A 24,424-nucleotide genomic window follows, 5' to 3' on the forward strand; every position below is an offset into this window, starting at 1 on the left:
CACCGACGCTCGGCGGTCACACCCTCGTGTTCGATACCGACGATGCACGGTCGGACTGAGAAGGTGCTGAGATGGGCTTATCAAATTGGTGTGACTCCCACACCGTCGACGAGATCCGCCGGTTCGACGGTGCCGGGCTCGCCCGGAAGAACGATGCGCACCAACGCGCCGCCCATCTCCGACCGCTCGATGGCAATGGTTCCGCCGTGTTTCACGACGACCTGCCGCACGATCGCGAGGCCCAGTCCCGACCCGGGCATGGACCGCGATGCGGTGGACCGATAGAAGCGCTCGAAGACGAGTTCCCGCTCCTCAGGGGCGATTCCGGGGCCGGCGTCCGAGACCGTGAGTTCGAGGAGACCGTCGTCCCTCGCGGCCATCACGATCTTCACCGTCGCATCCGGTGGGCTCCACTTCGCCGCGTTGTCGAGAACGTTCAGCACCGCGCGCGACAGACCGGCCGGATCTCCGTACACGATCCACGGCGTGGACACGAAGTCGAACTCGATCTCGTTGCGGCGCCGTCGAACTCGTTCGAGACTGCGCTCGACGGCGTCGGTGAGGTCGACCCGCTCGTACACGTTCTCCGGCGCGTCCTCGCGAGCCAGGTCGACGAGATCGCCTACCAGCGTGGACAATTCCTCGATCTGCGCAACGACGTCCGCACGCAGCTCGGCCATGTCCTCCGCCGGAATCTGCGGGGCGCCAGGCCGACCGGACGCGATCAGCAGTTCCATGTTGGTGCGCAACGACGTCAGCGGGGTGCGCAGTTCGTGGCCTGCGTCGGCTACGAGCCGTGACTGTCGCGCTCGGGACTCCGCGAGAGCGCGGAGCATCGTGTTGAAACTTTCGGTGAGGCGGGCCAATTCGTCGTTACCCGTCACGGGAATCGGCGTGAGATCGTCCGTTCGTGCAACACGTTCGGCCGCCGCGGTCAACCGTGCGATGGGCCGTAACCCTGTGCGGCCCACGGCAGTACCGGCGACCGCTGCAAGCACCACGCCGCACCCGCCCACCACGAAGAGCACCCAGGCGAGACGATCGAGCACCTCCCCCGTCGGCGCGAGTCGCTGAGCGATCACCACGGTGCTGCCGTCCGGCGTGCGTTCGCTCAACACGCGCTGCCCACTGACGGTGCGCAGCGAACTGTCGCTCTCCCCGCGCGCCACCGCCATCTCCGGATCGCCCACCGGCACCAGCGAACCGGGCGGAACGTACTTCGTAAGGTCGGAGAAGATAAGGGCCACAGACACATCGGTGCTGTACAGCGTCGCACCGGCCACGTAGCGGGGGTCGTACCGCACGAGGTTGCTGCCGATCAACGCGGACGCTCGCGTGCGCAGCTGGCTGTCGACGTCGCTGTAGAGCGCGCGGGAGACAACCGCGTACGCCGCGATTGCCATCACGGCAACAGCGATCGCCACCACGGAGGCAGCAAGCAAGGTGACGCGCCACCGCAGCGAAACCGATCGTGTCAACGGCATCGGCGGACGCATCTGATCGGGTGGAGTCTTCTTACCGGGACGGGCAACCATGGTCAGCAGGTAGGCCGGAGGCCGGTCGGGATCACGGCGGCGTCTCACGCAGAACGTAACCGACGCCGCGCACGGTGTGGATCAGTCGCGATTCGCCTTCGGCCTCGGTCTTGCGGCGGAGATACCCGACGTACACCTCGAGAGCGTTGCCGGACGTCGGGAAGTCGTAGCCCCACACCTCTTCGAGGATGCGGCTGCGGGTGAGCACGCGACGAGGGTTCGCCAGAAGCATCTCCAACAGCGAGAACTCGGTGCGGGTGAGGCTGATCTGCCGCTCGCCGCGCGTCACCTCGCGGGTGACCGGATCGAGTGACAGGTCGGCGAACGTCATCGCCTGCGAGTCGGCCCCGAGTTCCATGGCCGTGCGCCGCAGCAACGCGCGCAGTCTGGCCAGCAGCTCTTCGAGCGCGAACGGCTTGGGAAGGTAGTCGTCGGCGCCGGCGTCGAGGCCCGCCACCCGCTCGGACACAGAGTCCCGCGCTGTCAGGACGAGGATCGGCAGGTCGTCGCCCGTGCCGCGCAGTCGGCGGCACACCTCCAGTCCATCGAGGCGGGGCATCATGACGTCGAGAACAAGGGCGTCGGGCCGCTCGGCAGCCACCTGTTGCAGTGCGTCGAGGCCGTCGACAGCCAGGTCGACGCTGTAGCCGTTGAACGTGAGCGAGCGTCGTAGCGACTCCCGGACCGCACGATCGTCGTCGGTCACCAATATGCGCATTCGTACAGTGTGGCGCGGTCGGCTGAGATCGTGCTGAGAGGCGCGCGGTGTTTGTCCGAGTCGTGTTCGGTGGACGCTCGTCGCGTTGGTGCACCTGCGATCGGAGGTGCGCGGAGCCCGGGCACGCCAGTTCGGCCCCGGCATCCGCGATCGGTGGTCCCCGCAGCGATCCGAGGTGCCCGTAACGCATGCGCCGCGATCCTGGGTGCCCGAACCCGGGTGCTTGGTGCACCCGCAATCGGAGGTGCGCGAAGCCCGGGCACTCCAATTCGTCCTGGCCACCTGCAATCGGCGGTGCCCGACGCGATCCGAGGTGCCCGATCCCCCACCCGCCACGATCCGAGGTGCCCCAAGACCGGCGGTACCGTCGAAGGTATGGACATCGACCTCTGGCGGAGCCGCATGCCGGTCATGCGTGCGTCCGACGGCGAGCTGGTGGGATGGACGGTCTCACTGGACAGCGAGGAGGTGGTCGACGCCGTCAACCCGGTCGGCCACGTCGTCCAATCGTCGGTGCGCGTGGACGATGCCGTCGACCTCCTCGAGGCCCGCGGTCTGTCGTCGCTGTCGGCGCCCTACTGGGCGAAGGCGCCGCTGCCGATGGAGTCGAGCACCGATCTGCGCCGGCCTCGCGACGATTGGCGCTGGCGACGGATGGTGATGGTCCAACTGGACGACACCCGAGTTTGGATTCGTCCCGCGTATCCCGCGTACTCCGAACGCATGGTGGAGCTACCGATACCGCTGCCGGCGGACGACCTTCTGGTGGGTGAGCCACCGGTGACGGACGAGTAGCTCTGCGTTCCGGCCCGTCGCGGCCTGGAGGTCTAGAGCGAATCCCGCACCCGCGCCGGCAAGGACGCGCGCACCAGATCGTATGCGTCCCGGATCAATTCACGGATCAGATCGTCTGGCAGTGAGCCGTTCGGGTCCAGGGTGATCCAGTGCTTCTTGTTCATGTGATAGCCGGGGACGATCTCGTCGAACTGTTCGACGAGCGCGGCTGCATCGTCGGGCGCGCATTTCACGGTCACCTGCTCGGCGTCCTCGCCGATGGCCGCGAACATCTTGCCGCCGATCTTGAACACGGCGGTGGTCGGGCCGAACGGGCGGGTCGACTGCGCCGCGGGACATTCGGCACATGTCGCGATGACGTCGTCGATCGTCATTCGTCCTGGCCCATCACGGAATTCACGTGCGCAATGGTGTCGGCCACGAAAGCGATGGGGACCGGTTGTGTGCGACCACAATTCATGGACGGATCCTATATGTACGCTTTTCGACCGCTAGTAGACTGTGTTCTACTAACTCCATGAAGCTGCGTCGTATCTCTACCCAGACCGGAACCTCGCTGGCCGCCTGGCACGAGCAGACCAGCGCATGGATCGACGTGCAGGAAGCGCAACGCACGCTCGGAGGCGACGCAATCGAAGCCGACCTCCTCGGCCTGCTCGCCGCCCGCGAGCGAGGTCGCGAACGAGTGTCGTCCTTGATGAACTCCGCCGCCGCCGAAGGCATTGGCGCCGTGCGTGATTCCGCACCGATCCTGCCCTATGCCCCGTTGTCGCTGAGATGCTTCCTCGGCTGGGAGGCGCACTGGATCCAGGCCGCGCACCAGCTGGTCGAGACCAACATGCGGGCAGCTGTCCCCTTCATCAAGGCGTACGAGACGATCACGCGCTCAACGTTTCCCGCGCTCAAGCCCAAAGCTTCGTTCTACGATCACCCCGCCTATTACACGGGAAACCACCTGACCATCGTGGCCGACGGCGATCCGATGCCGTGGCCGTCGTACACGCAGGCCTTGGACTTCGAGCTCGAGTTCGCGATGATCGTCGACCGCCCGGTCAAGGACGCATCCGACGCCGTGGGCGCAGATGCGATCGGCGGGTTCGTGTTGTTCAACGACTTCAGTGCCCGCGACGTGCAGTGGGAGGAGCAGCGGAAAGGCTCGTTCGGACCCGTCGTGAAGACGAAGACGTTCGGCAGCTCGATGGGATCCGTGGTCGTGACACCCGACGAAGTGCTCGGGCGTATCGACGATCTCGACGCGTCGGTCGTCGTGGACGGTGAGACGTGGTCGTCGACCAGCACCCGGAACTTGCACTGGTCGCCCGGTGAGACGGTCGCCTACGCCTCGCGTGGAGAGCAGATTGTTCCCGGCGAATTGATCAGTTCCGGAACGCTTCCGATGGGATGCGGGCTCGAACTCGACCGGTGGATCAAGCCCGGCAACGAGGTCACGCTGACCATCGACGGAATTGGATCCGTCACCAATGTCGTTGCACAACAGGGCTGATCAGGAGTCGGCGCACTCCTCGATCACCACACCCAGCGTGCTCAGCAGAAGCTCCATGGGCGTCTGCGAACGTGACGCGCCGCGCTCGAGCCAGGACAGGGTGCACGAGACCATGAAATCCAGCCAGGAGCGCACGCCTTCCGCGAGCAGCGGACCGTGAACACCCGACGCCGCCAGTCCGGCCATGATGCGATCGCGTTGGAAAGACAAATTGCTGTCTCGTTGTGCCGCGACTTCGGGGGAACCACTGATCGCGCCGTAGAACATGGCGCGGTAAAGGGCCGGGTTGGCCGCCGCGTAGTCGAAGTACGCGTCGAGAGACGCCCGCATCTTGTCCTCGCCCGAGGACTCCGTGTCCGCCGCCTCGGCGGTGAGCTGCCGCAGTTGCAGCGACAGCCGTTCGATGAGCGCGAGCAGCAGCGCGTCCTTGCCCCGAAAGTATCTGTAGACCAGGCCTCGGGACACCTGCGCGCGCCGCGCGACGTCGTCGAGAGTCCAGTCGGCGACACCCGTTTCACGAATCAAGGTCGATGCGACGTCGACGATCGTCTCCTTGCGATTTTCGACGCCGAGACGACTGTTCGTACGGATGACCACCGGCAAATTCTGTCATAGCGCCGCGGGCCGATCGGAAGTAGACTCGAATATCTCAACAGATGTGGGGGAATTGTCGATGATCACACTCAGCGGCGCTTCGGGGGGATCGAAGCGACTGGCCGACCGGCGACGACGCGTGACGCCCTCCGATTTCCTCACCGAGTGGAGCGCCGACGTCACGTCGCGTTCGGTGCGAGGTGGAGACGACGTCAACGACACCGATCTCGTTGCGGTACGGGCAGCAGCGTCCGAGTGGATCTCGTGCGGAATCTCGGTCGACTCCGCGCTGGATGCCTGCCGCGAGAGCGGAACTCACGTTCTGACGCAGTGGATGGGCGACCGCGGAGCGGACGCCACCGCCGCATCCCGCGCCGTGGTCGCCCTCGTCAGTGCGGCCACGAGGGCCATCGGCGACGAGTATGCGCTCGCCGCCGGCCGCGGGTCCGGTGGGACGTCGACTCGTGAAGAGCTGGCCCGCGCGCTCATTCTGGGCCGTCCACGTTGGTCCGAGCTCGCCGTGCAACTCGGCGTCGACATTCCCGCCCGCTACCACGTGGTGGTCGTTCGGGTGCCCGACGCCATCAGCGAGCGGCGCGCGGCTGTGGTTCACGACGCGATCAGCGCGACGTTCGGAGGAAAGCACGACGTACTGAGTGCGATCGACCGCGCTGCCGTGACAATCCTGATACCGCTCGACGACGACGAGGCGTCGGTCGAACGAATGACCTCGCGGCTCGATCGCTCGTTCGGTGTCACGCTTCTCGGCGCGACAGTCGAGGCCGCCAACACCGATCTGCGCGACGCCATCGGGTTCGCGAACGAATTGATCGCTCTCGCAGCCAAGTTGGGACGACCCAACAAGGTGTACCGCACGCAGGACCTTGTTCTGGAGTACCAGATGTCGCGCCCCGGGCCCGGCCGTGAAGTCATCGGGACCGTTCTCGATCCGCTCCGCGACCGACCCGTTCTTCTGGAAACCATCACCGCGTACATGAAGAGCCAGCAGAGCCGTCGAGCGACGTCCCGAAAGCTGTACATCCACAACAACACTCTCGACTCGCGGCTGAAGAAGATCTCCGAGCTGCTCGGTTTCGACATCAGTTCGGTGGCCGGTCAACGCAAGCTCGAGGCCGCCATCTTCATCGACGATCTCGACCGGTACAGCTAGCTCACACGGGCACTCCTGTCAGCGCCGCCGCATGGTCCAGGCGGTTCAGCGCTCGAACCGCGGCACGAGTGGCACCGGACTCCGGCGTTCGACCGTTGAAGGTGAACGTGCCGGCAGGATCGGACTTGTCGAGTTCGTCGTCGTACTCACCGGCGTCACCCCGCACGACGCTGCGGAGCGACGCCAGTGACGCGCGCACCAGATCTGTTCCTGCACGCAATGATTCGACGGTGTCCGGGTGCGGGGCGGTATCGGGGTCCGCAGCCGCCGCGCTGATCCCGGCTCTGGCGAGGGACCGTGCCGCGCGATCGCACGCTTCGAGCACCCGGATCAACCGCGCAGTCCCCCGCCGAGCGCGGCTTGTCGGACCGAAGCCGAAAGGCTTTGCCGCGGTGATGGTGTCCTGGAGGGCGGTGTCCAGCTCACGAGCCATCGGAACCAGATCCACGCCGCTGCCCGGCGCCACCACGGAATCGACACTGGCGACGATCACCGCATCGAGCTTGTCCAGATAATCGTCCACCTTGTCGACCAGTGTTTGCCGTGTCCGGGTCGGGAGGATGAAGAACGCGGCCGCGATGCCGACGGTCGCACCCACCAGCGTCTCCTCGATGCGCAGCTCGAGCACCGCAATGCTGAACGTACCGAGCAGGCCGTACAGCATCGCGAGCAAGATCGTCACGAAGAAGACGAGCAGGCTGTTCGCGATGGTGACGAGGTAGAACGCGAAGAACACACAGACCACGATCAACAGCAGTTGCAGCACCGGCCGCTGCCCGACGAGCGCGGACAGAAGCACACCTGCGAAGACCCCCGCCACCGTGCCGACGACGCGGTGCCCCGCGCGAGTGAGTATCTCGCCGCGCGTGGTGGTTCCGGTGAAGACCACGAACGCCGAGAGCACCGCCCAGTACCAGCGGTCGGGTGACACGAGTTCGCCGAGCACGGTGGCGATGCTCGTGGCGATCGCAACTTGGATCGCCGTACGAGTCGACGGCTCCAGGCGTGAGATCCACGATCCGCCGTCGGGTGCCGGCTCGTCGGTGTCGTCGTCGTCCTCGACAGTCTTCTCCGGCTCAGGCACCTGCATCGCATTGACGGTCACACGGTGCAGCGCGGTATGCGCCGCCGCGGTGCGCATCGCGTAGTGCAGCGCCACCCCGGTCTGGTCGACGGGGTCGGCGGTGCCGGCCGCGACCATCTTGCGCGCGGCGCGTAGCTGCTGATCGGACGGTGAATTGTGCAGCGTGGCCGCCACAGCCAGCATCGCGCGGCCGAGCGTCGGCGACCAGTCTCGGTCGAGTCGGTCGAGCGCGAACACGAGCTGTTCGGTCGCCTGCTGTGCGTCGAACACGCGTCGAGACAAGTCGTCGCTGGTCACCGACAGGTGCAGGGACGCCTCGTTGCGGTCGAGCCAGTCCTCGATCATCAACGCGGTGTTGGCCAACCGCTCCAGTCCGCGGCGAATGTCGTCGACGTCCCCGGCATGATGGGGCGCCGTGATCTCCAGAACCGACACGCACGACGCGCGCAGCGCGTTGGTCAACCGCCGCAGCTCGGCACCGGCGGGTTCCCGAAGGAACGCGAGTCGCACGGCGAACGCGACACTGGCACCGACGACGATGCTGAGCGCCAGAACCGGGATCTGAGACGGCGCAGCACGGAGGAACAGAGCGAAGAAGTACGAGATGAAGGACGCCATTCCCAACGCGAAACCGCGCGGCCCGAAGCGACGAACCCACACCGCCGTGAACAGCACCGCGATGAATCCGACGTCGGCGATCTTGCCGTGCTGCGCCAGCACCGCCGACACGCTGACGGCCGCGATCGCCGGCACCGGGATGAGCGCGTTGGTGACCAGCTTGCCCCTGGTCGTGCGGTCCTTCACCACGAACGAGGTGAACATCGCGACCACCGTGCCGAGCATGGCAACGGTGATGGGCTGGCTGAGCGCGCGCGTGACCGCATAGAGGACCGCGAGAGCCAGCACGAGGGTGATCGTGGTGGCGGCAGCGCTGCGTAGGCGGAGCTGACCGGGGTCGGACACGACGGCGAACCGGACGGCTCGTTCGATCGGCCGACGAACGGCGGTAGCGGCACCCATGTGTCAAGCTTGCCTCACGATGGCGCTCCCCTGGCTCTCGCAGGCTGCGCGGCGTCTGCTTATGGTGACACCATGATCGGATACCGACCCACCTCCATCGTGGTCGGCGGACTGCCCGCCGTCGGTAAAACAACTGTCTCGCAACGTCTTGCCCGCTACCTGGGTGCGCCCTACTTACGCGTGGACACCATCGAGCAGGCGGTGATCGGGTCCGGCATCGCCGACCTGCCGGGCATCGCGGGCTACAGCGTCGGATATGCACTCGCCGGTGAAAACCTGCGGCTGGGCGCCGTCGTGGTCTCCGAGTGCGTGAACGGGCTGAACGTCACGCGCCGAGCGTGGCGCCGAGTTGCGGAGGAGGCCGGCGCCGACTCGCTCGACGTGGAGCTCGTTTGTTCGGACCCCGCCGAGCATCGGCGACGAGCGGAGAACCGCACGGTGGACGTCGTCGGCTTGGCGCTACCGACGTGGCGCGACATCGTCGAACGTGACTACGAGCCGTGGCCCGAGCCGCACCTCGTGATCGACACTGCGACAACTTCTCCCGACGAGGCCGTCCGCACGATCGTCGGAGTGCTCGGTGTCAGTTCGCGATCGTGATGTCGACGATCAGCCCGCGATGATCCGATCCGGGGATGTCGAACGACTCGATCGATGTCGCGGAGGCGTGCTTGGTCAGAACATGATCGATCGCCACGATTGGCGGATACGCCATGTCCGTCGGGTACGTCGGGAGAATTCCGGCCCCCAGACCGTCCGCAGCATCGGTGAAACCGTCGGCGAAGAAGTCCCGGTATCTACGATGCGAATACGTCGAATTGAAATCGCCGCTCATCACCACCGTTCTGTCTCCGACCGCCGCCGCATCACCACGCAGACGGGTCATCTCGGCGTTCCATTCCGACGACCGCGGAAAAGGCGCAATCGGGTGGACGGCGAACAACGTGAGCGGCTCCGACGCACCGACGTCCACGTCGGCAACGAGATTTCCGAGGATGTAACCGTCGAGGTTCCGACCGTTGGAAATCGGGAATTTGCTGTAGATCCCGGTTCCCCCACCCAGGGTGTAGGGCGCCAGGAACTGCTGCGGCAGAAGCTGTTCCAGACCGGCCCGACGCAAACCGTCGACAGCCTCGTCGGTCAGTTCCTCGACGGTCAGAATATCGACGTCTCGGTTTCGAACCATGTCGACCACCGCGCCGGGGTCGGCCTCGCCCAGCTCGAGATTGGCCTGCATCAGCCGCACCGAGGGACCATCGGTGACCACCGGCGAGTTCGCGACGAACAGCGGCGCCTGGGTCACGATACCCACGACCACCACGATGGCCCCGACTGCAGCGAGACCCCAGTTGCGCACCGCGGCAAGAACAACGGTGCCGACGAGGGCGACGCACAGCAGCACAGGAACGAACGACGCGAGGAGAATCAGGTGCCCGGTGAAGAAAGCGAAGAGGCCTGCCACCCCGACGAGGACCCCCGCGACACCGATGAAACCGACGATGACGCGTCCGACTCTCATGCCGCCGAGGCTACTCGAGTGGGAAGGAGTGATGCTCGTGGGACACCACCCACCGAGATGTCGACTCCGTCAGTCCTTGGAAGTAACCGGTTCCTTCTTCTCGCGCCACGCCCGCTCGAACGGCAGACGCCACGCGTTCGGCGCGATCATCTGGTGAATCGCGTTGGGGCCCCACGTTCCCGGTGCGTAGAAGCGAACGGGTGGCGGGTCCTCGAGCAGGGGCGCCGACACCTCCCACAGGCGTTCGATACCTTCGGCCGTCGTGAACAGGGTGTGATCGCCGTGCATCGCGTCGAGGATGAGTCGTTCGTAGGCCTCGAGAACCTCGCCGACGCTTTCGGTGTCCTGCAACGCGAACTGCAAACTCAGCTTGTCGAGCTTCATTCCGGGACCCGGACGCTTGCCGTAGAACGACAGCGACACCTTGGAGGAGTCGGCGAGGTCGAACGTGAGGTGGTCCGGACCCTGCGCTCCCACACCCGAACCCGCGGGGAACATACTTTTCGGGGGTTCGCGGAACGCGATCGAGATGATGCGCTGCCCCTCCGACATTCGCTTGCCCGTGCGGAGGTAGAACGGCACGCCGGCCCACCGCCAGTTGTCGATATGGCACTTGAGCGCCACGAACGTGTCGGTGTCGGAGTCCCTCTCGACACCGACCTCGTCTCGGTAGCCCGAATACTGGCCGCGCACAACGTTGTTTGGGTCGATGGGCATCATCGACCGGAACACCTTGTTCTTCTCCTCGCCGATCGCACCCGGTTCCAGGGCCGTCGGGGGTTCCATCGCCATGAACGCCAGCACCTGGAACAGGTGGGTGACCACCATGTCCTTGAAGGCGCCGGTGGATTCGTAGAATCCGACGCGACCGTCCAGACCCAACGTCTCGGGAATGTCGATCTGAACGTGATCGATGAAGTTGCGATTCCAGATCGGCTCGAACAATCCGTTCGCGAAGCGGAACGCCAGGATGTTCTGAGCCGGTTCCTTCCCCAGGAAATGGTCGATGCGAAAGACCTGGCTCTCGTCGAACGTGGCGTGCACCGCGGCGTTCAGTGCAATGGCGCTGGACAGATCCGTGCCGAACGGCTTCTCCATGATGACGCGCGACCGCTCGACGAGCTTGGCCTGCGCGAGCATGTCGATCACCGACAGTGCTGCCTTCGGCGGAACGCTCAGATAGTGGAGCCGTTGGGTCGTCGGGTCGGCCAGCTCGTTCTCGGCTGCCGCGACGGCGTCGGCCAACGCCTGCGGACCGTTCTTCTGCGAGACGTAACTGAGCTTGCCGGCGAACTTGTCCCAGACCTCTTTCGAGACCTTGCGGCTCGAGAATTCGGTGATCGCGTCGAAGGCGAGGGTGCGGAAGTCTTCGCTGGACATCTCCTCCAACGACGTCCCGACGACGCGGATGCGCGGTGCCAGATCCGACAGAGCCAGATGCATCATCCCGGAGAGCAACTTGCGGCGGGAGAGGTCCCCGGTGGCTCCGAACAGTACGACGACCTGAGGCGACAGTGGATCGGTCTGCTCCGAATGGCGTGCGGTCACAAGGACTGATGGTTGCACCGAATGACCGGTTCCGCTCGGTTCAGCCGTTGCAGAGAGTAACGAGTGGTGCGCTTTCTGGGATGATAGGTCGGTACCGTGGAGGTACGCGGGTCCGCGTCAGGGCCGCAATCACAGTCGAGTCGGGAGTAGTACACACATGTTGCACCGTCTGATCAGGCGTTTTCCGCTGTGGATAGCCCTGACCATTGTCGTGGCCCTCGTCGCAGCGTGCGGCGCGGGAGGCGGTGCGGACGGTGGGTCGAACGCGACGACCACCACGCCGGCCGCGCCCGATGCCGTGGTCACGTTCAACCCCGGCAACGGCGCCGACGCGGTGAACCCGCTCGCACCGGTCACGGTCGACGTCGCTCAGGGGACGCTCGACACGGTCGCGATGACCAACGACGACGGCACCCCGATCGACGGCATCATGACGCCCGACAAGATCGGGTGGAAGCCGTCCGTGCCTCTCGGTTACGGCCGTACGTACTCGATCGCGGTCACAGCGTCGGGCGCCGACGGCAAGCCGATTCAGCAGACCAGCACGTTCACCACCGTCACACCCGGCAACCAGACACTGCCCAGCTTCGTGTCGTCCGGCGGCAACCTCCTGACCGACGGCGGGACCTTCGGCGTCGGGATCGTCGCCGTCGTCCATTTCGACGAGCCCATCACCGATCGCGCAGCGGCGCAGCGGACTCTGTCCGTGCAGACGACGCCTCCCGTGGAGGGATCCTGGTACTGGGCGGACGACCAGAACGTGCACTGGCGGCCCCAGAACTACTACGCGCCCGGTACCAAGGTGACCATTCGGGCCGACGTCTACGGCAAGGAAGTCAGCCCCGGACTCTTCGGCCAGGAGGACGTCAGCACCTCGTTCACCATCGGCGACTCCCACGTCTCCATCGCCGACGACAACACCAAGCAGGTCGAGGTCTACGAGAACGGAAACCTCGTCCGGACCATGCCGACGTCGATGGGGATGGGCGGTAGCGAGCAGGTGGGCAATCAGACCATCACGTTCTGGACGCAGCCCGGTATCTACACCGTCCTGGACAAGGCGAACCCGGTCGTCATGGACTCCTCGACGTTCGGACTCCCCGTCAATTCCCGTCTCGGATACAAGGAGACGATCAACTACGCCACGCGCATCAGCAACGACGGAATTTATCTCCACCAGCTCGACTCGACCGTGTGGGCGCAGGGCAACACCAACACCTCGCACGGCTGCCTGAACCTGAACAGCACCAACGCGCAGTGGTTCTACAACTTCGCCGTCCCCGGTGACGTGGTCGAGGTACGCAACACCGGCGGCGCACCGTTGCAGCAGTGGCAGAACGGTGACTGGAGCGTCCCGTGGAGCGAGTGGGTTGCCGGCAGCGCCATCTGACGGATGGCAGACTCGAGGAGTGACAGAGCGGAAGCCGCGTTCTGATTCCATCGAGTCCTGGGTCGAGCGGCAAATCAGCGACGCCGCGAAAAAAGGCGCCTTCGACGACCTTCCCGGCCTCGGGAAACCGATACCCGGGGCGGGTAAGCGACACGACGATTCGGCGTGGATACGCGGCTACCTCCGTCGCGAAAATGTTCCGGCCGACGCTCTCCTTCCGCTGCCCCTGCAGCTGAGAAAGGAGATCGAACGTCTACCCGACGAACTGCGCACGATCAGATCCGAAGCCGTTGTCCGACAACGCATCGAGGATCTCAACCAACGAATAGTGGACTGGACACGCACACCTGTCGGGCCCCGCATCTGGATCCAGCGAGTCGACGTCGAGGCCACCGTGGCGGCATGGCGGGAGTCGCAGGTTCGCGCCAAGCCGCCTGAGCCATCGCGGCCGACCGAGGGGCCGCGGGCCCCGAAGCGCCGCTGGTTCCGTCGGAAGTAGAGGTCAGGTCGCCGCGCGCTCGGTCACCATCCGCGTCACCGGTTCCACCACGCGGGCCGCGATCGGCCCCAGCACGGCCATCAGCAGAACGTATGCCGTCGCCAACGCCACCAGCTCACCCTCGACCGCCCCTGCCGCCAACGCGAGACCGGCGATGACGATCGAGAATTCGCCGCGAGCGACGAGCGCCGCTCCGGCGCGCATCCGGCCCAACCGACCGATGCCGAGGCGGTTCGCCGCCCACGCACCGGTGAAGATCTTCGTCGCGGTCGTCACCACCGCGAGCAGCACAGCGAAACCGATCACCGGTGGGATGCTGCCGGGGTCGGTATTCAGTCCGAACACGACGAAGAACATGGCCGCGAACAGATCCCGCAGCGGTTCGAGCACCCGCGTCGCCGTCTGCGCCGTGCTCCCCGACACCGCGATTCCCAGTAGGAACGCCCCGACCGCAGCGGACACCTGCATCGCCGACGCAATCCCCGCCACCAGCAGCGCCGACCCGAGCACCTTGAGCAGCACCACCTCTCGGTCCGGACTGTCCATCAGCGCCGAGATGAACCGGCCGTACCGCAGAGCCCCCACCAAGACGATCGTGATCACGACCAGCGAGATGCCCACCGCTTCGAGCCCACCCCAGAAGCTCACGCCCGCAAGCACTGCCGTCAGAATCGGCAGATAGAGCGCCATCATCAAGTCTTCGAACACCAGGATCGACAGCACCACCGGCGTCTCGCGGTTGCCCAGCCGGCCGAGATCGCTGAGAACTTTCGCGACGATGCCACTCGACGAAATGTAGGTGACTCCGCCGAGCACCAACGCGCCCACCGGGCCCCACCCGAGGGCGAACGCGATCACCGCTCCCGGAACGGAATTGAGCACCAGATCGACGAGCCCGGCGATCCAGGATTGCCGCAGTCCGGTGACCAGCTCGGTGGCCGTGTACTCCAGCCCGAGCAACAGCAACAGCAGAACGACGCCGATTTCGCTTGCCAGGTGGCTGAATTCGTCGATCCCGTCGAGCTGGAAGAGTCCGCCCTCACCGAAGGCCAACCCCGCGATCAGGTAGAACGGAATCGGCGATATGCCGATCCTCCCCGCCAACCGCGCGAGCAGTCCGAGGACGAAGAACACCGCACCGAGCTGGGTGAGCGACAGCGCGGTGTCGGTCATGCGTCAGCTGCCGAGAATCTTGGCGGCGGCGTCGAGCCCTTCGGCCGTCCCGACGACCACGAGAAGATCGCCCGCAACCAACGTGAACCTCGGCGTGGGCGACGGCTGTACCTGCCCCGCACGCATCACGGCGACGATGGACACGCCCGTCTTGGTGCGCATCGCCGTCTCGCCGAGTTGACGACCGTCGAACTTCGACCCTTCGACGATGGGAAGCTGCTTGGTCCTGATCCCCGGAAGTTCGCGGTGTTCTTCACCGAGCTGCGCCACCAACTGCGGCGTACCGAGAAGGTTGCCCAGTGCCGCAGCCTCCTCGTTGCTGAGTGTGATCGACGCCTGTGTGGCGTCGGGATCGTCCTTCTTCGACACGATCAGCTCGTTCTTGCCGTCCTTGCGCGTGATGACGCCGATGCGCCGGCCGTTCGCCAGCGCGAAGTCCTTGCGCACTCCGATACCCGGCAAAAGGGTCACCTCGACGTTCATTCCGCAAGGCTAACGCCGGACCCGCCGCCGCTGTGAGGAATTGTCGGCGTACGAGGTGTGTTGGCCCATGTATGACATCAGCAGCGGATTCAGGAACATTTGCCATCGGCGGCACGACCACGGTGAACCGGCTCGGCTTCGGCACCATGCAGCTGACGGGAGAAGGCGTCTGGGGTGACCCGAAGGATCCCGACGAGGCCGTTCGCGTCCTGCAGCGCGCCGTCGAGCGCGGCGTCACCTTCTTCGACACCGCCGACTCGTACGGTCCCGTCGTCGCGGAGCAGTTGCTGAAGAAGGCGCTCCACCCGTACAACGACGACGTCGTGATCGCCACCAAAGCCGGCCTGACGCGTTCCGGCCCCGGCGACTGGCGTCCCGTCGGCCGCCCGGAATACCTGCGTCAGCAGGCGGAGATGAGCTTGCGCAACCTGGGCCTCGACAGCATCCCGCTCTTCCAGCTGCACCGCATCGACCCACAGGTCCCGCTGGCCGATCAGGTCGGCGAGCTCGCGAAGTTGCAGGAGGAAGGCAAGATTCAGCACATCGGCCTCAGTGAGGTCGACGTCGACGACGTGAAGGCGGCGTCGGAGTTCGCCACCATCGCGTCGGTGCAGAACCTGTACAACCTCGCAAACCGCGATGCCGAGAAGCTTCTCGACTACGCGACAGACAACTCGATCGCCTTCATTCCGTGGTTCCCGCTCGCAACCGGTGAGTTGGCCAAGGAAGGCGGCAAGCTCGACACACTGGCCAAGCAGCACAACGCATCCGCGTCGCAGCTCGCGCTCGCATGGCTGCTGCAGCGCTCGCCGGTGATGCTCCCCATCCCCGGCACCAAGTCGGTGGCCCACGTCGACGACAACATCGACGCGGCCGGCGTGAGCTTGTCCGCCGACGAGTTCGCCGAGCTGGAAAAGGCCGTCAAGTAGGGTCGTAGACCCCTCTCTGCACGGCCTTGACGAGCCGGCGCGGAACCCTATGAGCGACGCCCCCGACCGTCACCTCGACGAGGTCGGGCGGCGTCGCTTTCCATTGTGCGCGTCGGCTTCTGGTGTTCGAGCGGGACTTCTTCCGCTTCGGAACGGCCATCAGCGCGCTCGCTTTCCGTGAGATATCGGCCGGCCTCCGGCCTTCCCGTACTTGCGCTCGAACTTCTCGACGCGACCTTGCGTGTCCATGACGCGCGCTGCGCCGGTCCAGAACGGGTGCGACTCGTTGGTCACGTCCACGACCACCAACGGGTAGGTGTTACCGTCGGTCCACGTCACCGTTCTGTCGCTGGTGATCGTCGATCGGGTGAGAAACGCCCCGCCGGTGCCGGAGTCCTGAAAGACGACGGGATGGTAGTCGGGGTGAATGTCATTCTTCATTCTTGTGCCCTTTCTCGGACAAGGTGAGACCGGTTGTCTCACAGGGATCTTCGTGATAACCGCCGAACGGGTCGTGCCAGTCCCACGGCTCGGACATTTCGTGGTCGGTCAGGAGCGCACGGGTGAGCGCGCGATGAATGTCGTCGGGATCTGCGGTGTGCACGAGCACGACCATCGAGGTGTGTCGGTCGCCGAATCGTGAATCCCAGTGCAGCGCAGCGAGTGCGCGGCGCTCGGAGGGCTGGCGATCCTGCTCCTGCGGCGTCATCGCTGCCAACCAGCGCCCTGCGCTCGCGACACGCAGTCCGCCGCCTGCCGATTCGAGCCACAGGGCGTGCTCCGGTTGCGTCGCCACCCACATGCGTCCGCGTGCGGTGACCACACCGTCCAGCAGCACGTCGACAGCGTCGTGCAATCGCTCGGGATGGAAGGGCCTCGCGGCGGTGAACTCGACCAGCTCGACGCCGTGATCGGCATCCAGCGGCGGTTCGCCGCGCAGCAACGGCGCGTGGGCGTCGAAGTTCGCGTGCCGACCGATGGGGAACGACGCCGGAAGTGTCGAGCTCACAACGGCTTCGGGGGCGAGCCGCGCCAGCACGGCAACGGTGGGAAAACTCGGTTCACCGGCGACGATCACATCGGCGCCCGCAACCTGGCCGACGACGATCTGCGCGACGGTCCGGTCGTCGTCCAGCGCGTCGTCGCCGGTCGCGTCCGTCAGCCACGTGTCGGCGTCCAGGCATGCGACGACCGTCTCGACGACGACGTCCAGGGATGCGGGCCCGTCGACCCGGCCGTTGATTCCCGCCACGACCACGTGCCGGATCGCCCAGATGACGGCCTCCGGTTCGAGTTCGGGGTCGAGCTGTACGACGATTCGGTCGACGTTGCTGCGCTGGGACAACAGTCGCAGCAGGGGAAGTAGCCCCTCACGAACGGTGCACGAGACGCACCCGTGCGCCAGTTCGAGGACGGATTCGTGCTCGGTGTCGACGGTCGTGACCGTCCGCCGAACGACTCCCTCCCGAACGTGCGCCAGATCGAGACGAACGACGGCCGTACCCGCGCGCAGCAGCGACCGAGCGGTGCGCGCCACCGGCCCGTCCCACCCACACACCAGAACCACTGAGGTCTTTTCGATAACCATTGTCGATAAGCTACGCTATTGACAACTGTTGTCAACAAGGGAGGTCTGCGTGTCCGCGCACTGCCAAGTGACGGGACGGAAGCCGGGATTCGGTAAGTCCGTCTCGCATTCGCACCACCGCACGAGTCGTCGGTGGGATCCGAACATCCAGAAGAAGACGTACTTCCTCGCGAGCGAGGGGCGGCGCATCACGCTCACCCTGTCCGCGAAGGGAATCAAGACGATCGATCGCGACGGCATCGAGGCCGTCGTCGCCCGCATCCGCGCCCGCGGGGAGAAGATCTGATGGGCAAGAGCACCGACATCCGGCCGATCGTGAAACTGAAATCCACCGCCGGCACGGGCTACACCTACGTGACCCGCAAGAACCGTCGCAACGATCCCGACCGCATGGTCATCAGAAAGTACGACCCGGTTCTGCGCCGTCACGTCGATTTCCGCGAAGAGCGGTGATACCGGTCCCGTACGATTGTCCCGTCGAGTCGAGTTGTAAGGAAACCAATGGCGAACAAACGAGTTCCGTCGAAGAAGGCACGGGCCGACGAAGGCCGCAAGCCCAAGAAGAACCCGCTGATCGCGGCCGGCGTCGAGAAGGTCGACTACAAGGACGTGAATCTGCTGCGCCAGTTCATCTCCGATCGTGGCAAGATCCGCAGCAGGCGCGTCACCGGCTTGACGCCGCAGCAGCAACGTCAGGTCGCCACCGCCGTCCGTAACGCACGAGAGATGGCTTTGCTGCCCTTCGTCACCAGTCGCTGAGAGGTGTTCCCGCGTTGTCAGGTGTCATCGCGGGTTTCACCGTCATCTTCGTCGTCATCGCGGTGGGCTACGTCATCGCGAGGGTCGGCGTCCTCGGCGATGCGGGTGAGCAGGTGCTGGGGCGGTTGGTCTTCTTCGTCGCCACTCCGGCCCTTCTCTTCGGGACGCTGGCGCGCGCCGACCTGAAGACGGTCTTCTCACCCACGTTGGCCGTCACCTCGGTCAGCGCGCTCATCGTCGGTGCGGCGTATTTCGTCGGAGCTCTGCTCGCGAAGCGCCGGTTGCCGGACGCCACGATCGGAGCCTTGGCCTCGTCGTACGTCAACGCGTCGAACCTGGGAATTCCGATCGCCGCCTACGTGCTCGGCGACGCCTCGTTCGTCGCTCCCCTGCTGCTCTTCCAGATCCTGATCTACTCGCCGTTGGCCCTGACACTGCTGGACGTGTCCACCTCCAAGGCGGGCGCGTCCCTTCGCGCGACGGTCACCGCCCCTTTCCGCAACCCGATCGTCATCGCCGCCCTCGCCGGCCTCGTCCTGGCTGCACTCGGACTGCACCTCCCAGACCCGTTGATGCAACCCATCGTCCTGATCGGCAATGCCTCCGTCCCGGGAGCCCTCCTGGCGTTCGGGATGTCCCTCTACGGGGTCCGGGTCCTGCAGCGCGGTGACAGCCCGCGGCGCGACGTCGTGGTCGCCGCGATCCTGAAGATGGGCGTTCTTCCCGTCCTGGCGTGGGCGCTCGCTCGCTTCGGCTGGCACATGCAGGGCACCGAACTGTTCGCCGTCGTGGTGATCGCGAGCCTGCCGACGGCGCAGAACGTGTTCATCTACGCCAGCCGCTACGGGCGCGGAGTCGTCCTCGCCCGTGACAGCGCCTTCGTCACCACACTGATCTCGATTCCGGTAATCGCCCTGGTTTCGGCGCTTCTCGCGTGACGACGGCTACCTTGGAGTCATGAGGTTGTTCGCGCTCGGTCTCCTGCTGTGTTTCGCCCTCACCGGGTGCGGCGGAGGATCCGCTGCGGACGACGACGTACCCACCCCGACCCCCACCGACCTCGTTCCGACGCCAGGCGCCCCTCCGGTACCGATGGAGGTGTCCGACGACCAGGTGGGCACGGAATTCACCGCGATGCCCACGTTGCTCCGCGCGCAGACCACTCCCTTCGAGGCGTGGTCCCCTCTGCCCGGCAACCGCATCGCCGTCCACTTCGTCACCGGCTCACCCGAGTGCTACGGCGCCGACGCGTCGGTGGCGGAGACGCCGACCGACGTCACCATCACCCTGCGCACCGGGACGCTCGTCTCGGCAGAAGACAAGTCGTGCATCATGATTGCCGTCTACGGCACGATGGTGCTCGACCTGTCCGCCCCCGTCGGCGACCGCAAGGTCCTCAACGGCGTGTAGATCTCTCGACCAGGTCTTTCACCGCCGTCTGGCCTTGAGGTAGTTGCTCACCACCTCGGCGCCGAGGCCGTCCAGGTCCGGCGCCACCACGCGTCCACCGACTCGTTGCGCCATCCGGTCGACCACCCGGGCGAGACCTGGATCGTCGCCCAGCCTGAAGATCGTGACCTGCGCGCCCAGCTTGGCGAGCGTATCGAGCTCTCGCACAGTCAAACCCAGCGTCTTCGGATGCGGCGGGTAGTCGAAGAACGCGTGACCGTCCGGCTCCAGGTGCGCTGTCGGCTCGCCGTCGGTCACGATCAGCACCACCGGCTGCGCGTTGGGATTGCGCCGCAGGTGCCGCACGGCCAGCATCAGGGCGTGATGCAGGTTCGTGCCCTGATCCCACGCACCGTCCAGACCCGCCAGCTCCGACGCGGTGAGAGTCTGCGCATGCCGGCCGAAGCCGATCATCTGCAGGTCGTCCCCGCGAAACCTGGTGCTGACGAGGTGATTCAGCGCCAGCGCCGTGCGCTTCATCGGAACCCAACGTCCGTCCATCACCATCGAGAACGACGTGTCGACGAGCAGGGCCACGGCCGCATGCGCCCGCTGCTCCGTCTCGGTGATCTCCACATCCGTGACGGCGAGCCGCACAGGTAACTGCCCCTCGATCGACGACCGGCCTCCGGCCTGCCCGGCCGTAGACGCGGTCCGCAGCACCGCATTGTTGATGGTGCGCACCGTGTCCCACGGTTCGGTGTCCCCGAACTCCCACGCCCGCGACGCTCCCGTGGGCTCCCCCATCGCGCCGGCCTTGCGTGTGTCACGCTCGCCGCCGCGGGAGTTGAGCTTGCCCGCCACCTCGCGCAACGCGGACTGCCCGAGCTGGCGCATCGCCTTCGGGGACAGCCGCCACTGACCGTCGGCCCCCTTGTCCAGGAACCCTTGCTGCTGAAGGGCTTTCTCGAGGTCGGCAAGCGTCTTGGCGTCCGCTGCCGCTTCGGGGCCGAGTTGGCGAACCAACGCTTCCGCGTCGATGTCGTCGAGGGCTGCGCCGTTGTACTGCTGACTCAGCTGGTCACCCAGCTGCTCGAGTTCGGCGATGTCCTGCAGTGCACCGGTGCCGTCGCCGAGACCCATGCCCTCCTGCCCGCGGAAGTCCTGCGATCCGTTCCAGTCCTCACCGGGCCGGGCCGCCTGCAGGTGACCGTCGAGCTTGCTCAACTGATCCTGCAGCTCGGGGCTTCCGAAAGCCTGCTGCGCCAACGCATCCAGCTCGGCTCGCTGCTCCGGGCTGAGCGAGTTCCGCAGCCGCTGCGCCGCAGCAGCGCGCTGAGCCAGCGAGTCGATGAGCTCGTCCACGTTCTTCGGGTTCTCCGGGAAGAACTGGCCGTGCTTGTCCATGAACTCGTCGAACTTCTCCTGCGTGTCCTCACCGCGGGCGTTGGCGTCGAGCAGGTCGTTGAGGTCGGACAACATGTCGGTGACACGCTGCTTGTCTTCCTCGCTCGCCCCTTCGAGCGCCTGCTTCATGCCGGCGAATCGCTGGTCGAGCACCTCCCGGCCCAGCAGGTCCTTGATCTTCTCGTAGTTCTCCCGCGCTTCGGGACTGCGCCAGTCGTAATCCGAGAGTTGCTGCACCGCTTGCGCGGTCGAAGGCGGCAGCTCCTGGATCTGCATTTCCTGGAAGCGAGCGTCGTCGTCGAGCGCACGGGCCAACGCCTTGCGCTCTTCGAGTACCGCCTTGTCGAGGAGCTCGCGAACCTCCTGCAGAGTGCCGTCGAGATTCTTCTTCTTCAGCATCTCGCGGCGACGCCGATTCGCTTGCGCGGCAAGGTCGTCGAGCCCGCGCATGTTCTTCGTTCCGCGGCGAAGCATTTCCTGCATCGCCCGGCGCGGAGACGAACCTTCCAGGACGTCCTGGCCGATCGCTTCGAGCGCCTCCCGCAGGTCGACGGGGGCGGCGAGTGGGTCCGGCCCTCCGTCGTACGGGCCGTAGCGAGTGTGGCGCATCAGCTGTACACCGTCTGCCCGTCGTCTCCGGTGTCCTTGGCGATCCGGCGCGCGAGGTACAGACCCTCGAGGGCCAACTCGGCCGCCGAGGCTCGCTCACCGTCGGACGACGCGCCCAGCCGCTCGGCGATCTCGTCGAGAATCGGCAGTTCCGGCAATTCGTCGAGCAACGCCTTGGCGGTGATCCGGTCACCGGTGACGACGGGCTTGCCCTGCTCGACAGCATTGACGATGGAGCTCATGTCGATTCCGCCGAGCCGCTCGCGCGCGGTGTCCGCAGTGGCGCGGCGCAACAGGTGCGTGAGGATCTCCGTTTCGCGTCCCTCTTCGCCCGACTCGAACTCGACCTTGCCGCGCAACACGTCGACGATCGTGCCGACGTCGACAGGCCGAGCCACCGGGTCCGCCTCGCCGAGCACGGCAGCGCGGTGAACCGCTGCGGCGCCTACGGTTTCGGCCGCCGCGACCGAGAAGCGGGCGGAGACTCCGGACCGCTGGTCGACGGACGGCGACTCACGCAGCAACCGAGTGAACCGGGCCAGGATCTCGAGGAGATGCCCCGGAACGGCGGCGGTGAGCTTGGCCTCCTGCTCGATGACGGCGATCTCGTCCTCGAGCAGCAGCGGGTAATGCGTGCGAATTTCGGCGCCGAACCGGTCCTTCAGCGGCGTGATGATGCGGCCGCGGTTGGTGTAGTCCTCCGGGTTGGCGCTCGCGACCAGCAACACGTCCAGCGGAAGCCGAATGGTGTAGCCGCGGATCTGAATGTCACGCTCTTCCATGACGTTCAGCAGCGAGACCTGAATGCGCTCCGCGAGGTCGGGGAGTTCGTTGATGGCGACGATGCCGCGGTGCGTCCGCGGCACCAGCCCGAAGTGGATGGTCTCGGGGTCACCGAGGCTGCGGCCCTCGGCCACCTTGACCGGGTCGACGTCGCCGACGAGGTCGGCCACCGAGGTGTCCGGCGTCGCGAGCTTCTCGGAGTACCGGTCGGTGCGGTGACGCCAGCTGATCGGCAGATCGTCGCCCAGCTCGCCGGCCCGCCGGATCGACGCGGGGGTCATGGGCTCGTACGGGTGCTCACCCAGCTCGGACCCGGTGATCACCGGAGTCCACTCGTCGAGCAGACCGACCAGGGTGCGCAGCAGACGGGTCTTGCCCTGCCCGCGCTCGCCGAGGAGGACGACGTCGTGCTCGGCGAGCAGCGCACGTTCGAGTTGGGGAATGACGGTGTCCTCGAAACCGAGGATGCCGGGCCAGGCGTCGTCTCCGTCCCGAAGACGGCCCAGCAGGTTGTCGCGTAGTTCTTCCTTGATGGTGCGTTGCACGTGGCCCGACGCGCGCAGCGCGCCGACGGTGGCGATGGTGGGAGCAGTCACCTCTCCAACGTACGAGCCTTTGCGCCGATCGGCACGCGCTAGTGGTGGGGGTAGGCGTGGACCACCGCGGAGTCGAGCTTCGGGACTGCGTGCGCGAGGCGGTGTTCGGCGTCGTGCGCCAGTCGATGCGCGTCGGCGAGGGAGGTCGACGCGTCGATGTCGAGCTCGGCGTCGGCGTGCATGCGGTGCCCGATCCAGCGAATGCGTACGGCCCGGACGGCGAGCACTCCCGGCTGCAAGGCGAGCGCTGCCTCGGCCGCGTCCACCAACTCGGGCTCGACTCCGTCCATCAAGCGGCGGAGGACGTCTCGCGCGGCTGTGCGCAGCACCGCGAGGATGGCGACGGTGATGACCAGGCCGATGATCGGGTCGGCGAGTGGGAACCCCAGCGCCACCCCACCCGCGCCGAGGACGACGGCCAGGGAGGTGAATCCGTCGGTCCGAGCGTGCAACCCGTCGGCGACGAGAGCGGCCGACCCGATGCGCCGGCCCACAGAAATTCGGTAGTGAGCCACGACTTCGTTGCCGACGAACCCGACGACGCCTGCGATCGCGACGGCGGCGAGATGCTGGACGGGCTGCGGATCGAGGAGCCGCCGCACCGCCTCGACACCGGCGATCACGGCGGACAACGCGATCATCGCGACGACGAACAACCCGGCGAGGTCCTCGGCGCGGCCGAACCCGTAGGTGTAGCGCTTGGTGGCGGCGCGCCGACCGAGCACGAACGCGATCCACAGCGGCACCGCGGTGAGCGCGTCGGAGAAGTTGTGGACAGTGTCCGCCAGCAACGCAACCGAACCGGACACGACGACCACCACAAGCTGCGCTACCGCCGTCAGCCCGAGCGCGACGAGACTGATCTTGACCGCCCGGATACCGACGGCCGAGGACTCGAGTGCGTCGTCCACCTTGTCCGCGTGCCCGTGGCCATGTCCGTGACCGCTCGTCATGCGCGGGACACCGCCTCGAGCACGGTGCGGTGGTGATTCGGGATGTCGGGTCCGGCGTGTTCGGCGTTGTACACCGCATCGGTGACCAGCTGCCGCACGTGGTCGTTCTCGAGACGGTAGATGACGCGGGTGCCGTCCTTGCGGGTGCGCACGAGGCGGGCCATGCGCAGCTTCGCGAGATGTTGCGAAATGGACGGCGCTGCTTTGCCCACGTGCGTCGCCAGCTCGTTGACCGACTGCTCGCCGCCCACCAACGCCCAGAGAAGCTGCACGCGCGTGCTGTCGGCGAGCATCCGGAACACCTCGACCACCAGGTCGACCTGATCGTCCGGAAGTCGACTGTCTGCATTCATACGCAGATAATAGCTTTACGATCCG

General features: G+C 66.1%; 28 protein-coding genes. 12 read left to right on the forward strand and 16 right to left on the reverse strand.

Annotation, left to right across the window (positions count from 1 at the left end; genetic code table 11):
- Positions 1–80: 80 nt before the first annotated feature.
- Both AC59JP_RS07090 and AC59JP_RS07095 read right to left on the reverse strand, forming a co-directional pair.
- Complete coding sequence (locus AC59JP_RS07090; RefSeq protein WP_497325718.1) at positions 81–1,535, reverse strand: HAMP domain-containing sensor histidine kinase; 1,455 nt, start codon at positions 1,533–1,535, stop codon at positions 81–83.
- Between the two features lie 31 nt (positions 1,536–1,566).
- Positions 1,567–2,253: a response regulator transcription factor gene (locus AC59JP_RS07095; protein ID WP_497325025.1), complete on the reverse strand. Its 687-nt coding sequence runs from the start codon at positions 2,251–2,253 to the stop codon at positions 1,567–1,569.
- A 375-nt stretch (positions 2,254–2,628) separates the two neighbouring features.
- Between AC59JP_RS07095 and AC59JP_RS07100 the strand changes: the two genes are divergently transcribed.
- A complete protein-coding gene (locus tag AC59JP_RS07100) occupies positions 2,629–3,048 on the forward strand; it encodes a hypothetical protein (RefSeq protein ID WP_497325026.1) in 420 nt (139 codons plus the stop codon).
- A 32-nt stretch (positions 3,049–3,080) separates the two neighbouring features.
- Here AC59JP_RS07100 and AC59JP_RS07105 read toward each other — a convergent pair whose 3' ends face one another.
- Positions 3,081–3,422 (reverse strand): MmcQ/YjbR family DNA-binding protein, encoded by a 342-nt coding sequence (locus AC59JP_RS07105; protein WP_497325027.1) that lies wholly within the window; start codon positions 3,420–3,422, stop codon positions 3,081–3,083.
- Between the two features lie 143 nt (positions 3,423–3,565).
- Here AC59JP_RS07105 and AC59JP_RS07110 point away from each other — a divergent pair, with 143 nt between their 5' ends.
- Complete coding sequence (locus tag AC59JP_RS07110) at positions 3,566–4,552, forward strand: fumarylacetoacetate hydrolase family protein (protein ID WP_497325028.1); 987 nt, start codon at positions 3,566–3,568, stop codon at positions 4,550–4,552.
- Here AC59JP_RS07110 and AC59JP_RS07115 read toward each other — a convergent pair whose 3' ends face one another.
- Positions 4,553–5,149, reverse strand: coding sequence for a TetR/AcrR family transcriptional regulator (locus tag AC59JP_RS07115; RefSeq protein WP_497325029.1), 597 nt, complete (start codon positions 5,147–5,149; stop codon positions 4,553–4,555). It abuts the gene before it with no gap.
- Between the two features lie 76 nt (positions 5,150–5,225).
- On the opposite strand from AC59JP_RS07115, the gene AC59JP_RS07120 reads away from it, so the two are divergent.
- The gene (locus AC59JP_RS07120) at positions 5,226–6,317 is read left to right on the forward strand and encodes a PucR family transcriptional regulator (RefSeq protein WP_497325030.1); all 1,092 of its coding nucleotides are present in this window, start codon (positions 5,226–5,228) and stop codon (positions 6,315–6,317) included.
- A gap of 1 nt (position 6,318) precedes the next feature.
- Here AC59JP_RS07120 and AC59JP_RS07125 read toward each other — a convergent pair whose 3' ends face one another.
- Positions 6,319–8,421, reverse strand: a complete 2,103-nt coding sequence (locus tag AC59JP_RS07125) for an FUSC family protein (RefSeq protein ID WP_497325031.1) — start codon at positions 8,419–8,421, stop codon at positions 6,319–6,321.
- A 72-nt stretch (positions 8,422–8,493) separates the two neighbouring features.
- Here AC59JP_RS07125 and AC59JP_RS07130 point away from each other — a divergent pair, with 72 nt between their 5' ends.
- Positions 8,494–9,021 carry a P-loop nucleotide/nucleoside kinase family protein gene (locus AC59JP_RS07130; RefSeq protein ID WP_497325032.1) on the forward strand — a complete coding sequence of 176 codons (528 nt, stop codon included), beginning with the start codon at positions 8,494–8,496 and terminating at the stop codon, positions 9,019–9,021.
- On the opposite strand, the gene AC59JP_RS07135 is transcribed toward AC59JP_RS07130, so the two are convergent.
- Complete coding sequence (locus AC59JP_RS07135) at positions 9,005–9,940, reverse strand: endonuclease/exonuclease/phosphatase family protein (protein ID WP_497325033.1); 936 nt, start codon at positions 9,938–9,940, stop codon at positions 9,005–9,007. The genes AC59JP_RS07130 and AC59JP_RS07135 overlap by 17 nt on opposite strands.
- A gap of 69 nt (positions 9,941–10,009) precedes the next feature.
- Entirely contained in the window at positions 10,010–11,488 is a 1,479-nt protein-coding gene (gene zwf, locus AC59JP_RS07140) for a glucose-6-phosphate dehydrogenase (protein ID WP_497325034.1), read from the reverse strand.
- A gap of 157 nt (positions 11,489–11,645) precedes the next feature.
- Here zwf and AC59JP_RS07145 point away from each other — a divergent pair, with 157 nt between their 5' ends.
- Both AC59JP_RS07145 and AC59JP_RS07150 read left to right on the forward strand, forming a co-directional pair.
- On the forward strand, positions 11,646–12,878 hold the full coding sequence (locus AC59JP_RS07145; RefSeq protein ID WP_497325035.1) for a L,D-transpeptidase: 1,233 nt from the start codon (positions 11,646–11,648) through the stop codon (positions 12,876–12,878).
- A 19-nt stretch (positions 12,879–12,897) separates the two neighbouring features.
- Complete coding sequence (locus tag AC59JP_RS07150; protein WP_497325036.1) at positions 12,898–13,377, forward strand: DnaJ family domain-containing protein; 480 nt, start codon at positions 12,898–12,900, stop codon at positions 13,375–13,377.
- A gap of 3 nt (positions 13,378–13,380) precedes the next feature.
- On the opposite strand, the gene AC59JP_RS07155 is transcribed toward AC59JP_RS07150, so the two are convergent.
- Positions 13,381–14,550, reverse strand: a complete 1,170-nt coding sequence (locus AC59JP_RS07155) for a cation:proton antiporter (protein ID WP_497325037.1) — start codon at positions 14,548–14,550, stop codon at positions 13,381–13,383.
- A gap of 3 nt (positions 14,551–14,553) precedes the next feature.
- The gene (locus AC59JP_RS07160; protein WP_497325038.1) at positions 14,554–15,033 is read right to left on the reverse strand and encodes a cation:proton antiporter regulatory subunit; all 480 of its coding nucleotides are present in this window, start codon (positions 15,031–15,033) and stop codon (positions 14,554–14,556) included.
- 71 nt (positions 15,034–15,104) lie between these two features.
- Between AC59JP_RS07160 and AC59JP_RS07165 the strand changes: the two genes are divergently transcribed.
- The gene (locus AC59JP_RS07165) at positions 15,105–15,962 is read left to right on the forward strand and encodes an aldo/keto reductase (RefSeq protein WP_497325039.1); all 858 of its coding nucleotides are present in this window, start codon (positions 15,105–15,107) and stop codon (positions 15,960–15,962) included.
- Here the strand turns inward: AC59JP_RS07165 and rpmF are convergent.
- The 3 genes from rpmF to mrf are packed head-to-tail and all read right to left on the reverse strand — an operon-like array spanning position 15,955 to position 17,550.
- Positions 15,955–16,122 (reverse strand): 50S ribosomal protein L32, encoded by a 168-nt coding sequence (gene rpmF, locus AC59JP_RS07170; protein ID WP_497325040.1) that lies wholly within the window; start codon positions 16,120–16,122, stop codon positions 15,955–15,957. The two genes, AC59JP_RS07165 and rpmF, sit on opposite strands and share 8 nt — an antisense overlap.
- Entirely contained in the window at positions 16,122–16,403 is a 282-nt protein-coding gene (locus AC59JP_RS07175) for a type B 50S ribosomal protein L31 (RefSeq protein WP_497325041.1), read from the reverse strand. Before AC59JP_RS07175 ends, rpmF begins: the two co-directional genes overlap by 1 nt.
- Positions 16,393–17,550 carry a ribosome hibernation factor-recruiting GTPase MRF gene (gene mrf / locus AC59JP_RS07180; RefSeq protein WP_497325042.1) on the reverse strand — a complete coding sequence of 386 codons (1,158 nt, stop codon included), beginning with the start codon at positions 17,548–17,550 and terminating at the stop codon, positions 16,393–16,395. Before mrf ends, AC59JP_RS07175 begins: the two co-directional genes overlap by 11 nt.
- A 49-nt stretch (positions 17,551–17,599) precedes the next feature.
- Between mrf and rpmB the strand changes: the two genes are divergently transcribed.
- The 5 genes from rpmB to AC59JP_RS07205 are packed head-to-tail and all read left to right on the forward strand — an operon-like array spanning position 17,600 to position 19,719.
- On the forward strand, positions 17,600–17,836 hold the full coding sequence (gene rpmB / locus AC59JP_RS07185; RefSeq protein ID WP_497325043.1) for a 50S ribosomal protein L28: 237 nt from the start codon (positions 17,600–17,602) through the stop codon (positions 17,834–17,836).
- Positions 17,836–18,003 (forward strand): 50S ribosomal protein L33, encoded by a 168-nt coding sequence (rpmG, locus tag AC59JP_RS07190; RefSeq protein WP_497325044.1) that lies wholly within the window; start codon positions 17,836–17,838, stop codon positions 18,001–18,003. Before rpmB ends, rpmG begins: the two co-directional genes overlap by 1 nt.
- 48 nt (positions 18,004–18,051) lie before the next feature.
- Positions 18,052–18,309 (forward strand): 30S ribosomal protein S18, encoded by a 258-nt coding sequence (gene rpsR / locus AC59JP_RS07195; RefSeq protein ID WP_497325045.1) that lies wholly within the window; start codon positions 18,052–18,054, stop codon positions 18,307–18,309.
- A 14-nt stretch (positions 18,310–18,323) separates the two neighbouring features.
- Complete coding sequence (locus AC59JP_RS07200) at positions 18,324–19,247, forward strand: AEC family transporter (RefSeq protein ID WP_497325046.1); 924 nt, start codon at positions 18,324–18,326, stop codon at positions 19,245–19,247.
- Positions 19,248–19,266: 19 nt separating this feature from the next.
- Positions 19,267–19,719 (forward strand): hypothetical protein, encoded by a 453-nt coding sequence (locus AC59JP_RS07205; RefSeq protein WP_497325047.1) that lies wholly within the window; start codon positions 19,267–19,269, stop codon positions 19,717–19,719.
- Between the two features lie 18 nt (positions 19,720–19,737).
- On the opposite strand, the gene AC59JP_RS07210 is transcribed toward AC59JP_RS07205, so the two are convergent.
- The 4 genes from AC59JP_RS07210 to AC59JP_RS07225 are packed head-to-tail and all read right to left on the reverse strand — an operon-like array spanning position 19,738 to position 24,399.
- The gene (locus AC59JP_RS07210) at positions 19,738–21,714 is read right to left on the reverse strand and encodes a vWA domain-containing protein (RefSeq protein ID WP_497325048.1); all 1,977 of its coding nucleotides are present in this window, start codon (positions 21,712–21,714) and stop codon (positions 19,738–19,740) included.
- Positions 21,714–23,093, reverse strand: coding sequence for a sigma 54-interacting transcriptional regulator (locus tag AC59JP_RS07215; protein WP_497325049.1), 1,380 nt, complete (start codon positions 23,091–23,093; stop codon positions 21,714–21,716). Before AC59JP_RS07215 ends, AC59JP_RS07210 begins: the two co-directional genes overlap by 1 nt.
- 38 nt (positions 23,094–23,131) lie before the next feature.
- A complete protein-coding gene (locus AC59JP_RS07220; protein WP_497325050.1) occupies positions 23,132–24,046 on the reverse strand; it encodes a cation diffusion facilitator family transporter in 915 nt (304 codons plus the stop codon).
- Positions 24,043–24,399, reverse strand: a complete 357-nt coding sequence (locus tag AC59JP_RS07225) for an ArsR/SmtB family transcription factor (RefSeq protein ID WP_497325051.1) — start codon at positions 24,397–24,399, stop codon at positions 24,043–24,045. The genes AC59JP_RS07220 and AC59JP_RS07225 overlap by 4 nt, the downstream gene beginning before the upstream one ends.
- Positions 24,400–24,424: the final 25 nt, after the last annotated feature.

This window comes from Rhodococcus sp. 320_ES (assembly GCF_059691855.1).